The 11,799-nt window shown below is 41.5% G+C and carries 13 protein-coding genes and 3 pseudogenes; 3 read left to right on the top strand and 13 right to left on the bottom strand.

Going from position 1 to position 11,799, the window contains the following annotated elements; all coding sequences use genetic code 11:
• Window positions 1-36 precede the first annotated feature (36 nt).
• The 11 genes and pseudogenes from rpoS to P4S61_RS11905 form a co-directional block, all read right to left on the bottom strand.
• Window positions 37-1,032 carry an RNA polymerase sigma factor RpoS gene (gene rpoS, locus P4S61_RS11955; protein WP_145235280.1) on the bottom strand — a complete coding sequence of 332 codons (996 nt, stop codon included), beginning with the start codon at window positions 1,030-1,032 and terminating at the stop codon, window positions 37-39.
• A 60-nt stretch (window positions 1,033-1,092) separates the two neighbouring features.
• A complete protein-coding gene (locus P4S61_RS11950) occupies window positions 1,093-1,917 on the bottom strand; it encodes a peptidoglycan DD-metalloendopeptidase family protein (RefSeq protein WP_337118320.1) in 825 nt (274 codons plus the stop codon).
• A 40-nt stretch (window positions 1,918-1,957) separates the two neighbouring features.
• Window positions 1,958-2,535, bottom strand: a pseudogene (locus tag P4S61_RS11945) (YqaA family protein).
• A gap of 9 nt (window positions 2,536-2,544) precedes the next feature.
• Entirely contained in the window at window positions 2,545-3,183 is a 639-nt protein-coding gene (locus P4S61_RS11940; RefSeq protein WP_182739733.1) for a protein-L-isoaspartate(D-aspartate) O-methyltransferase, read from the bottom strand.
• On the bottom strand, window positions 3,173-3,937 hold the full coding sequence (surE, locus tag P4S61_RS11935) for a 5'/3'-nucleotidase SurE (RefSeq protein ID WP_145235272.1): 765 nt from the start codon (window positions 3,935-3,937) through the stop codon (window positions 3,173-3,175). Before surE ends, P4S61_RS11940 begins: the two co-directional genes overlap by 11 nt.
• Window positions 3,918-4,967, bottom strand: a complete 1,050-nt coding sequence (truD, locus tag P4S61_RS11930) for a tRNA pseudouridine(13) synthase TruD (RefSeq protein ID WP_337118319.1) — start codon at window positions 4,965-4,967, stop codon at window positions 3,918-3,920. The genes surE and truD overlap by 20 nt, the downstream gene beginning before the upstream one ends.
• On the bottom strand, window positions 4,964-5,446 hold the full coding sequence (gene ispF / locus P4S61_RS11925) for a 2-C-methyl-D-erythritol 2,4-cyclodiphosphate synthase (protein ID WP_145235268.1): 483 nt from the start codon (window positions 5,444-5,446) through the stop codon (window positions 4,964-4,966). The genes truD and ispF overlap by 4 nt, the downstream gene beginning before the upstream one ends.
• On the bottom strand, window positions 5,443-6,144 hold the full coding sequence (gene ispD, locus P4S61_RS11920; protein WP_145235266.1) for a 2-C-methyl-D-erythritol 4-phosphate cytidylyltransferase: 702 nt from the start codon (window positions 6,142-6,144) through the stop codon (window positions 5,443-5,445). Before ispD ends, ispF begins: the two co-directional genes overlap by 4 nt.
• Complete coding sequence (gene ftsB / locus P4S61_RS11915; protein WP_337118318.1) at window positions 6,134-6,424, bottom strand: cell division protein FtsB; 291 nt, start codon at window positions 6,422-6,424, stop codon at window positions 6,134-6,136. Before ftsB ends, ispD begins: the two co-directional genes overlap by 11 nt.
• Window positions 6,425-6,445: 21 nt before the next feature.
• A pseudogene (locus P4S61_RS11910) lies at window positions 6,446-7,114 on the bottom strand (hypothetical protein).
• A 90-nt stretch (window positions 7,115-7,204) separates the two neighbouring features.
• A complete protein-coding gene (locus P4S61_RS11905; RefSeq protein ID WP_145235259.1) occupies window positions 7,205-7,687 on the bottom strand; it encodes a DUF2947 domain-containing protein in 483 nt (160 codons plus the stop codon).
• Window positions 7,688-7,747: 60 nt separating this feature from the next.
• On the opposite strand from P4S61_RS11905, the gene P4S61_RS11900 reads away from it, so the two are divergent.
• The 3 genes from P4S61_RS11900 to P4S61_RS11890 are packed head-to-tail and all read left to right on the top strand — an operon-like array spanning window position 7,748 to window position 10,076.
• Complete coding sequence (locus tag P4S61_RS11900; RefSeq protein WP_145235257.1) at window positions 7,748-7,987, top strand: DUF1653 domain-containing protein; 240 nt, start codon at window positions 7,748-7,750, stop codon at window positions 7,985-7,987.
• 51 nt (window positions 7,988-8,038) lie between these two features.
• Window positions 8,039-8,887, top strand: coding sequence for an AAA family ATPase (locus P4S61_RS11895; RefSeq protein WP_337118317.1), 849 nt, complete (start codon window positions 8,039-8,041; stop codon window positions 8,885-8,887).
• Between the two features lies 1 nt (window position 8,888).
• A complete protein-coding gene (locus tag P4S61_RS11890) occupies window positions 8,889-10,076 on the top strand; it encodes a vWA domain-containing protein (RefSeq protein WP_337118316.1) in 1,188 nt (395 codons plus the stop codon).
• A 617-nt stretch (window positions 10,077-10,693) separates the two neighbouring features.
• On the opposite strand, the pseudogene P4S61_RS11885 reads toward P4S61_RS11890, so the two are convergent.
• Window positions 10,694-10,951 (bottom strand): annotated as a pseudogene (locus tag P4S61_RS11885) (helix-turn-helix domain-containing protein); the annotation flags it as partial.
• Between the two features lie 241 nt (window positions 10,952-11,192).
• Window positions 11,193-11,717 carry a Spy/CpxP family protein refolding chaperone gene (locus P4S61_RS11880; protein ID WP_182758393.1) on the bottom strand — a complete coding sequence of 175 codons (525 nt, stop codon included), beginning with the start codon at window positions 11,715-11,717 and terminating at the stop codon, window positions 11,193-11,195.
• Between the last annotated feature and the right edge of the window lie 82 nt (window positions 11,718-11,799).

Here is an 11,799-nt window from a genome sequence, read left to right as displayed (position 1 = left end):
TGTGTTTGTGTTGCTGCGTCTATTGCTGTATCAATATTATGAAAACTGATCAAACAAGCTATCAGTACTTAATCCTTCATGCTGCAAAATATCTTTTAAGCGGCGCAGTGCTTCTACTTGAATTTGTCTTACTCGTTCACGCGTTAAACCGATTTCACGACCCACATCTTCAAGCGTTGATGGCTCATAACCTAACAAACCAAAACGACGTGCAAGCACTTCACGTTGCTTAGGATTAAGCTCACCTAACCAGTCTACAATGTGCTTATTGATATCATTATTTTGTACTTCGCCTTCCGGGCCAAAGCCTTTTTCATCGGCAATAATATCTAACAATGCTTTATCGTTTTCACCACCAATAGGTGTATCTACAGAGGTGATTTTCTCGTTTAAACGCAGCATTTTAGTTACGTCTTCAACTGGTCGGTCTAAACACGCTGCAATTTCTTCGGCAGTGGGCTCATGATCCAGCTTTTGCGTTAGTTCACGTGCGGTGCGTAAATAAACGTTAAGTTCTTTCACTACATGGATTGGTAAGCGAATTGTGCGGGTTTGATTCATGATGGCGCGTTCAATTGTTTGACGGATCCACCAAGTCGCATAGGTCGAAAATCTAAAACCACGTTCAGGATCAAATTTTTCAACGGCGCGGATCAAACCAAGATTACCTTCTTCAATTAAATCAAGTAACGCAAGGCCACGATTGTTATAACGGCGGGCGATTTTAACAACTAAACGTAAATTACTTTCAATCATTCGTTTACGAGAAGCGCTACAGCCTTTTAATGCTTTGCGGGCAAAAAAGACTTCTTCTTCAGCACTTAATAATGGCGAAAAACCAATTTCACCTAAATACAGCTGAGTCGCATCTAAATTCTTAGTGATTTCCTCTTTGGCAAATATTTCATCTTCTTTGTCATCATCTTTATCGACGTCATCTAATAATTCAGAGTCTGTATCAGCGACAGCTATATCATCAAATTTATCATCAATCGCATCTTTCGTTTTTTCTATTTTTGCTGTGTTACCCATGAGCGTACCCTCAAGCAAACAAGTGATCTTATATCACTATGATCAATACCCGACCGATAGCTAAGGCAAATACTTCTCAGGATTAACAGCTTGTCCTCGGTAACGGATTTCAAAACGCAATGCCGTCACTTCAGAGTCTGAACTGCCAATCTCGGCTATTTTTTGCCCAGCTTTCACATCCTGTTTTTCTTTAACTAGCAACTTAGAGTTATGTGCATAGGCACTAAGATAATCATCATTATGTTTCAAAATAATTAAATTACCGTATCCTCTAAGTGCATTACCCGCATAAACTACAGTCCCTTGTGCTGCGGCAAAAACAGCGACACCTTTTTTATTAGTAATTTGTAACCCTTTATAACCGCTTTCCTTGGTTGAAAAACGCTGAGTTACTGTTCCTTTAGCTGGCCACGACCACTTAACTTGGGTCGAGGACAAACTGTTATTTTTACTAATTTTCCTATTGGCTTGTTTTTGAACATACTCTCGTTGTTTTGGCTGATCAAGCTCTTTCTTTAATTTTTTGTTATTTTTTTGTATGTCACTTGTAGACTTTTCACTCGGTTTCGTATATTTTTTATGCTTTTTTATTTTTTCAGGTACATTTTTAAAAGAAATTGTTTGCCCTGGTTGGATTATGTAAGGGGCTGGTATGCCATTATTTTTTGCCAACGTGCGGAAATCTTGCTGGGCGCTAAAGGCAATCGAGTATAATGTATCACCTTTTTTAACCGTGTAGCGGTCACCATTAATATTTACTTTACTAGTATAAGGTTTAACACTGGTATTTAAACTACTGACCGGAGCGGGGGCATGTCGAGATGAGCAGGCACTGAGCAAAACACTTGTAAATAAAGTAACATAGAAGACGTACTGTTTATTCATGGTGTTTTGCTCCTTGTGCTAAAAGTAGTTATTTAGATGCTTAACGTAATAAAAAGTATGCAACCACCACTAAAATCACTACCCCCAGCCAAGTACCTCAACATATTGACGTAATTTTTGCTCCATTTTTACTCCGCCCCACTTCATTAGCGCTGAAACTAAAAAGAACCGCGCACCACGCCCGACAGCAGAAGCTAATAAAAAAGGTAAAAACGCCATGTGCAAAAGCCCTGCACCAATAGTAAATACTTTATAGGGTATTGGCGAAAAACCGGCTAAAAACACCACCCATACGCCATAATCTTTAAACCAGCTTAAAGCGGTATTAAACTTTTCTTGCCAACCCATTTGCGCTATTAATGGCTCTACTACAGGTTCAAATAACCAAAATCCGAGCAAATAACCTAAAATACCACCAAGCACCGAAGCAACTGTAGCAAAAGTAGCATAGCGCCATGCTTTGCTCGGTTGTGCAAGCGACATCGGCGCGAGCATTACATCGGGTGGAATAGGAAAAATAACCGATTCAGCAAAACTCATCCCAGCTAAATAACGCTCTGCGTGGCGATGTTTTGCCCACACTAATGCCATATCGTATAACTTAGTAAACAATTTCAAAGTGACTTCCTATTCAATGTCGCCAGGGACTAAAGGTACAAATCTAACTGGCGCAATAACATGTTGAGTAAATTTTTCGCCTTCGCGCACAACCATAACCAGTTGTTGATCTTCATTACCGATTGGCGCAATCATCACCCCACCATCAATGAGTTGATCAAGTAATGCCTGCGGGACTTGCGATGCAGCGGCGGTTACAATAATGCCATCAAACGGCGCTTGTGACTGCCAGCCTTGCCAACCATCGCCATGTTTCATGGAAACGTTGTATAAGTCTAGGTTATGTAAACGGCGCTTAGCCTGCCATTGTAACGCTTTAATTCGTTCTACCGAAAATACTTTTGAAAAGGTTTTCGCCAGCACCGCTGTTTGATAGCCTGAACCCGTGCCTATCTCAAGTACTTTATCGCGCACGCCAGCCAAACGCAGTAACTCGGTCATACGGGCAACAATATATGGCTGTGAAATTGTTTGTCCTTGACCTATTGGCAACGCCGTATTTTGATACGCTTTATGCTTAAGTACATCATCAACAAATACATGACGTGGAATATCAGCAATAGCGCTGAGTACCAATTTATCTTCAACACCTTCACGCTGTAATAGGTCAGCGAGCGCACGGGCACTTCGAGTATAATTAGCCAGCACCGTTGATCTCCATTGTTTTAAGCCACTCACCAACCGCAGCCAAACTATCTTTCGCTGTCATATCAACACTTAGTGGCGTAACCGATGCATAGCCATTATTGATAGCATAAAAGTCTGTACCTTCTCCGGCATCACTTTCGGCACCTAAAACCCCATACCAATAAATGTCTCGTCCCCATGGATCTTGTTGTTTAGTCATGGTTTCTGCTTTATGACGCGCACCTAAACGCGTTACTTGCACGCCTTTTAGCTCAGATAACGGAATATCTGGCACATTAATGTTGATGATTTGATCTTTTGGCAATGGATGTGACGCCAGCTCTTTAATTATGCTGACAGTCACCGCTGCTGCCGTTTCAAAATGATTGCCTTCTTTTGAGCACAAAGACACCGCCACTGCGGGCAAGCCTAAATGACGTCCTTCGGTTGCTGCTGCAACAGTCCCTGAGTACAAAGTATCGTCACCTAAATTTGCACCGTGGTTAATACCGGCAACGACTAGATCGGGCTTTTCATTAAGTAATTCATTCACACCCAAATGCACACAATCAGTTGGTGTGCCATTGACCGAAATAAACCCGTTATCTAGCGTGGTAGCACGCAGTGGATTAAGTAGCGTCAGTGAGTTACTTGCGCCACTGCAATTGCGATCAGGTGCAACTAACGTTACGTCTGCAATTTGCGTCAATGCCTGATACAACACTGCAATACCTTTTGCATTAACACCATCATCGTTACTTAGAAGAATTTTCATTTTCAGCGTCCTGTTCTTTATGTACTCGTGGGCTTGCATCTGTGTAATCCACCAGCTCACGTAACAATGCCGTGGCAAAGGTGCCTTTGGGTAAACCAAAGCTCAATTTAATGGTAGTTTCATCAATCGTTGCAACGGTTAAATCTTGTGGGATCAAACGCAACATTCTGCGCTCATTTTTCAGCCCTAACTTACCAAGCCCTTCACACCAATCTTGATACGGCTCTAGCCATATTTTTTCTTGTTCGGTGAGGCCTTTTTCGCTAGTGCCGACCAATGGCGCAGACATCATAATATCGCCAGAGGCAAGACGAGCGATATTTTCATCGCTAATGGCATCTTCAAAAAATGCATTGCTACCACTGAGCATAAACACTTCACGGTGCATGGTTTTAGCTAAGCCGTGCTCAGCAACACGCAAATTCACTATTTGATTAAACACATAAGAACGTGCAGCAGAGATAATTAAACCACGTAGTTTTTTGTCACGAATGCGCTCACCGGCAAACATCTTTTTAGCCATCACTAAATTATGACCATCGTGACCAAAGCGTTGTTCGCCAAAATAGTTAGGCACCCTGGCGCGTACCGCGTTGATACGACAAAGAATGTCTAACGGCTGAGTTACATTACGCAGAATAATGCTGAATTTATTACCTTTGTGGCAGCCAGTCCGCAGCTTACGATTATGCCGTTGCTGAGCAATGATAAACAGTGATTCACTGTTTAGCTCAGTAAAATCAATGTCTTTTTTAATGGGTACTGGCACACTAAACCACTGACTACATACTCCGTGGCGATCTTTCATACCAGCGAAGCTGACATCACGTGGCGAAATCCCCGCTTTTTGGGCAAGTAATTTAGCAACGTATTGGGTATTTTCGCCTTTTTTAACGACCTGTAAACAGACGTGTTCACCACTGCCGGTAAACTCTATGCCTAAATCCTCATCAACCATAAAATCTTCAGCAGTGGTTTTAAAATCAGCTTTAGATAGTGGTGCACCGTATAAATAATTTAACTCGCTCATAGTGGTTGCTTGCTCATGATAACCACTGCATGACTTGAAATACCTTCTTTTCGCCCTTCAAAACCGAGCTTTTCAGTGGTTGTTGCTTTGACATTTACCTGGTCCAGTTCAGCATTTAAATCAGCGGCTAAATTCTTACGCATGGCTTGAATATGCGGCAGCATTTTTGGCGCTTGCGCTACTATCGTTACATCCGCATTACCCAGTACATAGCCTTGCTGCTTAGCTAAATCAACAACATGGCGTAATAAAATACGGCTATCTATATTCTCATATTCAATGGCGGTATCAGGAAAGTGCTTGCCAATATCGCCCATTGCTAATGAGCCTAAAATAGCATCGCATAGTGCATGGATCGCAACATCACCATCAGAGTGCGCTAAAAAGCCTTGTGGGTAAGCAATCTTTTCACCACAAATAGTTAACGGGCCTTCGCCACCAAATTTATGGACATCGAAGCCATGGCCTATACGAATCATGATGCATTCTCACTGTGTTGTTTTTGGAGTAAAAAGTTGGCTAAATCTAAATCTTCTGGAGTGGTTATTTTAATATTATCGCTACGCCCAGCCACTAGCTTTACGGGCTTATTCGCCCATTCTATTGCCGATGCTTCGTCGGTGATCGTAACCTGCTGAGCAAGCGCAGTTTGCAATGCCTGCGTTAAATCGTGGTACTTAAATAATTGCGGGGTCAACGCCTGCCATAAGTCATCCCGTGGCACTGTTTGTTGGCTATGAGTTGCACCGCGCTTAATGGTATCTTTCACTTTGCTTGCTAATATACCGCCTTCGTCAGCGTTAATACACTCACTAAGTAAGCGCTCAATATCAGCCAAGGTAACCAGCGGCCTTGCCGCATCATGCACTAACACCCAATCAGGCGGGTTATCTGCAAGCGCTAATAAGCCATTAAGTACCGAGTCGGCTCGCTCTTTGCCGCCACTTGCACGGACAATGCGCTGATCAATAAACTCCAGTGTAGCAAAATAAGGATCATCATCGCTGACGGCCACCACAATAGTCGTTAATTGTTTGAGTTGCGCTAGTTTAGCAAGTGTATGTTCAAGAATTGTTTTACCAGCCAAGCGAATGTATTGCTTCGGTGCGCTATGTTGCATACGGCTTCCCACGCCAGCGGCTGGGACTATGGCTGCAAGGGTATAATTAGTTGTCATTTTGTTGCTGCCCAGGTAAAACACGAATAAATGTTTCGCCGAGTTTGATCATCCCTAATTCATTTCGAGCGCGCTCTTCCACACCTTCTTGACCAAGCTTTAAATCTTCAATATCGGCTTTAAGCACTTTATTACGTTTGATCAATTGAGCATTAGTATCGTGATGTGAAGTAACAGCAGCTTTTAAACGACTATAATCTTGTACACCGTTGTGGCCAAACCATAATCGATATTGTACAAATAACGCTAAGCACAGCAGCGTGAATTGAAACAGTCGCATTAAACACTCCTTGATTTTACTCTACCAGTACAAATTTATAATGCGATTAAGGCTACTGGTATTATATTTTTTAACTCGAACATGGGGACGTTTTAAATTACGCCAATTGATATTGCCTGCTAGCAGCATTTCTCTCAGTGATAAAATACGCGGTGTTGTGCGTTTATCAAAAGACCACTGATGGCCACAACAAGCAGCGGCCATTGTTGCCTTTGTGGGCTTTAATAACACCACCGACTGCCCCTTCAAGCGGCTGACCTTGGCAGTCAAACCAACCATGCTCATTACAATGAAGTTTATTGTCGCTTACTTGGTCGATGCTGTCTATTGCAACACGGGTTTGATTTGCGCTATTGAGTAAAAGCGGAACAATTAAACCTACATTTTTATGTGTTTGATAAAAATCATCATTATTTTTTGCGTTGGGAGGCTGAGCTTTTTGCTTATCAAGCCAACAGCCATTGTGCGGATCTAACTGAAAAGGAACTTGACCATTTACCACGGCCGTTGCTGCGCGTTCTATATAATAAGGAAGACTTTTTAATCGCTTGCGTAAACGCTGCTCATTCACTTCAACAACTAATTGACCTATTTCCCGCGCATAAAAGCATTGCACAACTGTGCATATAGCACACGTTGTGTATCTGATTGCCAAATATCGACTTGTTGAAAGGGGTCGCTTGCAGCCAACGATCATACTCTAAAACATCTAGTTGCTTGTTTTATAGCACAGTATTGACTGCTTTTTAAGCTCTGCTATTTACAAAAGCAAAGCTCAGGTTACTTAACTTGTGACTTTATACCTAATTTAGCATCGCCAGTTTCTAAAAACTGCACTACTTCATCACGTTTCTTACCTAATAACAGACTACCATCAGCTAAAAACATAAAATTTTGCCAATTGCGTTTAAACACATCAAAGCTGGTTTCGATAATATTATCGCGGGCGATACAAAAATACACGGTGGTATTAGCTTGCCAACCTAAGTGCGCAAGTATCTCAGCTGGCAGTTGCTCAGCGCCGGCTTCCCATGCAGCTTCCCAGTGAATAGTTTGCGAGAAATTGTCTTCGTTACCACACCAGTCTGTTTTTTCAAAAAAATCAGGATGGTCATGTTCACGACTCACCATGGTGCTCCATAAAACAGCGGCACGCTCATGGCTCATAGGTTTAATTAAGGCAAGGTCTTGTTCTGTTACTGGCGCATCTTTATGACGAAAAACCCACGCTTTTTTGTAATCATCTAACGAAATATAGTTCATAGTATTGGCAAATTAGTTAGCATTAAAAGTGCAAAGACAAATTATACAAGAGATCAAAACATGACTACAGCAATAAAACCACATACCCTCAAATCAGGCATATACCAACACTACAAAGGCCCAAAGTACAAAGTTCTATACGTCGCCACTCACAGTGAAACAGACGAACAATTAGTTATCTACCAAGCCTTGTATGGTGAGTTTGGCATGTGGGCACGACCACTGAGTATGTTTAGCGAAACCGTCGAGAAAGACGGCCAAATTATTCCACGCTTTAGCTACCTTGGTGAAGCCGATTAACTATGGCATGATAGGCATATTGTTTACTGCTCAGACCAGATAGGTATTTACGTGCAATTTAATTCTACTGATAACTACATCGCAAGTTCAGCGTTAAAACAAGCGGTTAATGCGGCTATTTTGCTGGAAAAGCCACTTTTGATCAAAGGCGAGCCCGGCACAGGTAAAACCATGCTGGCTGAGGAGTTGGCTAAAAGCTTAGACACCACACTTATCCAATGGCATATCAAATCGACCACTAAAGCGCAGCAAGGCTTATATGAATACGATGCGGTATCACGCCTACGCGACAGCCAATTAGGTGATGCCCGGGTAAACGACATTGGCAACTATATTATTAAAGGCAAGTTGTGGCAGGCATTTACCTATGGTGAAGAACATAACAAACGCCCGGTATTATTAATTGATGAAATAGACAAAGCCGACATCGAATTCCCGAACGACTTACTATTAGAACTCGATAAAATGGAATTTCATGTTTATGAAACCGGTGAACGTGTAATCGCAAAACAACGCCCTATTGTGATCATCACCTCAAACAACGAAAAAGAACTGCCCGATGCCTTTTTACGCCGTTGTTTTTTCCATTACATTGATTTTCCATCTAGTGACGAAATGCAGCAAATTATCGATGTTCACCACCCACACGTAAAACAAGATTTAGTTCGCCAAGTACTGGAAGTATTTTTTAATCTACGTGAAGTCAACGGCATTAAGAAAAAGCCTTCCACCAGCGAGTTACTTGATTGGTTAAAACTGCTTATGGCTGAAGACATCGATGCAAAAACTCTGCATGACAAAACTCAAAAAGGCGGTTTAATGCCAATGTTTGGCGCACTACTTAAAAATGAGCAAGATATCAGCTTAATTGAAAAACTTGCCTTTATGAGTCGCCGTTAAGATGTTGGCTGCGTTTTTCTTCAAACTGCGTGAATACCGTTTACCTGTTAGTTTGCGCGAGCTGCTTGATTTGATCAACGCGCTAAAAAAAGGCGCGGTATTTGCCGATATTGACGGATTTTATTATTTAGCCCGTACCATAATGGTTAAAGACGAAACTCACTTTGACAGGTTTGATAAAGCGTTTGCTGATTACTTTAGCGGCATTGCCGATATCGACTTACTCGAGAGCTTAAAACAGCAGCACAACTTACCTGAAGATTGGCTGCGCAAAGAGTTTGAAAAACACCTAACCGATGAAGAAAAAGCCCAACTTAAAGCCATGGGCGGCCTTGATGAGCTAATGAAAACCCTCAAAGAGCGCCTAGAAGAACAACAAAAACGCCACGCTGGTGGCAATAAATGGGTGGGCACCGGTGGTACATCTCCATTTGGCGCGTATGGCTATAACCCTGAGGGCGTAAGGATTGGTCAAGACGGCAACCGCAATCGCCAAGCGGTAAAAGTATGGGATAAACGCGAATACCGTAACCTAGATTCCGATCGTGAAATTGGCTCACGCACTATTAAGCTCGCCCTTAAAAAACTGCGCAAGTTTGCTCGCACTGGTGCCAGTGACACCCTCGACTTAAACGAGACCATTCGCGCGACCGCCAAGCAAGGCGGCATGCTGGATGTAAAAATGGCACCAGAGCGCCACAACGCGGTAAAAGTATTGATGCTGTTTGATATTGGCGGCTCAATGGATGACTATATTCACACCTGTGAAGAATTATTTAGCGCCGCGCATAGCGAGTTTAAACACTTAGAATTTTACTACTTCCATAACTGTTTATACGAACACGTATGGCAAGATAATCAGCGCCGCCATTCCAACGTCATCGACACTATGACGCTGATCAACAAATTCACTAGTGACTATAAAGTGATCTTTGTTGGCGACGCCACTATGGGCCCGTATGAAATTGCCTACCCTGGCGGCTCAGTGGAACACTACAACGAAGAGCCCGGCAGTGTTTGGCTTGCCCGTATCACTAATCACTTTGATAAAGTCGCCTGGCTCAACCCACAACCGGTTGAACACTGGCGTTACTATCAATCAATTGATTTTATAAAGCAGTTGATGGATAACCGTATGTACCCACTGAGCTTAGATGGGATCAGTAGAGCGATAAGGGGGTTGAGTTAAGTAATATGTTAGAGAGCATCAACTCTTTAGTTTTATCTATCAATCTAAAAACAGCAGTTTGAACAAGTTTTTTTATAACATATTCACATATAAAAAATGGTAGTTATAAACATTAGAAATTAAAAATCTCGAGTGTTATTTTTAAACAAAATAATTTCTTTAACTTAATCAATGAAATAAAAACATTCCTAAAAATAACATTGAATCCCAAAAAGAAATTACAAGCTTTATATTTAATTAAATCAAGTAGTTAAACGGCCACCTTGGTTGCGCAGCCATTTCAAAATGGTAAACTTAAAGAACAAAAAAGCCTAAGCATGAATAAACAAACTTAGGCTTGATTGTAGGTGTTGATCAAATAACAAAGTTAAAGCCAACCACCCAGTGTAGGAACTGAAGGGTAGCACCAACATAGTTATTTGGTCAATTAATTTGAACCGCTTAACCGAGAGGTGCTTATGCATATCACGATTGAAATAAGTGAGAAGTTTTTAGCTAATTTAGTAAGATTAGTTACTTCAATTTCTCCAATTTTATTAATCATAAATAACTTTATGTAATGATTTAATAAACGATAAAAGAAAGGATTCTTTTTATATTCCTTTATCATTCATTTCCTACAACTCAGCTATATAATTCAACGTTTCAGGGTGTCGCTGCACTAGCTTTAATAAAGTAATGGCCTGATCATTAGGTGCGCTGCGGCCTTGTTCCCAGTTTTCGAGCGTTCTTGCGGAGGTATGTAACAAACTTGCAAATACCCCACGTGACATATTAAACGTTTCGCGAATATTGATTATTTCATCGGGTGAAATGGCGGGCTTATTTGCATCATTCATAGCATAAGTGAGTAAGGTTAGCTTGTCTTGTGCATGCGCTTAAATGTACGCAAGTTACTTACACTTATTAAGTTAGCACTATGACGCGATATAAACCTGCTACCAGTGTGTAGCCGCAGGTTTATACCCCGTCAAATATATAATTTAGACGTTGGATAAAACTCAGCTGCAGAGCAAACTCTGTCGCGATATAAAATAGCTGCCACATGGCTCGTTAAAAAAAAGCGCGGGATCTCTCCCGCGCTTCTTTTTTCGCTTTAGTAATTTTGGTAATTACTTAGCCTGCCGTTTGTTCGTCACGGCTGCGTTTTTTGTCACCTTTTTTACGCATGTGTTTTTTAATTTCTTGGTACTTTTCACGTTGTTCAGCATTTAATACTTGCCATACTTGATGCTGCGTTTTTAGGTTAATTAAGCCAAATTGCTCGCCTTTGGTTTGGCGCTGCGCTAATAACTCTTTTGCTGCGGCTTCATCAAAGGCTGGCATATCTAACAATGCTTGCATTTGTGCCTTATGGGCAGCACGCTCTTGCTTCATGGCCTGTTTATCGTTGCCACGTAGCGCTTTAAATTGTGCTTTTTGCGCATCAAAAATGCTTTTTAACTGAGTTTGTTGTTGCTCAGTTAAATCAAGCTTTTTAACGCCACGCTCAGAGAGTAAAAAGCGCGCTTGTTTATGCTGTTGAGAATGGCCTGGTTTATGATCCATGCCCTCTTTTGCTATTACGGCGCCAGTGCCTAATGTTGCTGTCGCTAATCCACAAATTAATACTAGTTTAGAAACTTTACTTGAAATAGTCATAATCATTACCTTTGAGTTGCTTGTAACTTAGTGTCTGTTCAGTTGTTATATTCACTATAACTAACCAAGTGCAAAGCAACGC

Origin of the sequence: Pseudoalteromonas sp. B160 (assembly GCF_037162485.1) — a bacterium.
GTDB classification, from domain to species: domain Bacteria; phylum Pseudomonadota; class Gammaproteobacteria; order Enterobacterales; family Alteromonadaceae; genus Pseudoalteromonas; species Pseudoalteromonas rhizosphaerae.
The sequence above is the reverse complement of the archived record's forward strand: the minus strand, read 5'-3'. Positions and strand labels throughout refer to the sequence as shown.

What these genes read in the sequence shown, in the direction of transcription:
- P4S61_RS11900 (WP_145235257.1), top strand. Translation starts at nt 7,748, where the DNA reads ATGACTACAGCAATAAAACCACATACCCTCAAATCAGGCATATACCAA.
- P4S61_RS11890 (WP_337118316.1), top strand. Translation starts at nt 8,889, where the DNA reads ATGTTGGCTGCGTTTTTCTTCAAACTGCGTGAATACCGTTTACCTGTT.
- truD (WP_337118319.1), bottom strand. Translation starts at nt 4,967, where the DNA reads ATGAGCGAGTTAAATTATTTATACGGTGCACCACTATCTAAAGCTGAT.
- ispD (WP_145235266.1), bottom strand. Translation starts at nt 6,144, where the DNA reads ATGACAACTAATTATACCCTTGCAGCCATAGTCCCAGCCGCTGGCGTG.
- ispF (WP_145235268.1), bottom strand. Translation starts at nt 5,446, where the DNA reads ATGATTCGTATAGGCCATGGCTTCGATGTCCATAAATTTGGTGGCGAA.
- P4S61_RS11880 (WP_182758393.1), bottom strand. Translation starts at nt 11,717, where the DNA reads ATGACTATTTCAAGTAAAGTTTCTAAACTAGTATTAATTTGTGGATTA.
- surE (WP_145235272.1), bottom strand. Translation starts at nt 3,937, where the DNA reads ATGAAAATTCTTCTAAGTAACGATGATGGTGTTAATGCAAAAGGTATT.
- P4S61_RS11905 (WP_145235259.1), bottom strand. Translation starts at nt 7,687, where the DNA reads ATGAACTATATTTCGTTAGATGATTACAAAAAAGCGTGGGTTTTTCGT.
- rpoS (WP_145235280.1), bottom strand. Translation starts at nt 1,032, where the DNA reads ATGGGTAACACAGCAAAAATAGAAAAAACGAAAGATGCGATTGATGAT.
- P4S61_RS11950 (WP_337118320.1), bottom strand. Translation starts at nt 1,917, where the DNA reads ATGAATAAACAGTACGTCTTCTATGTTACTTTATTTACAAGTGTTTTG.
- ftsB (WP_337118318.1), bottom strand. Translation starts at nt 6,424, where the DNA reads ATGCGACTGTTTCAATTCACGCTGCTGTGCTTAGCGTTATTTGTACAA.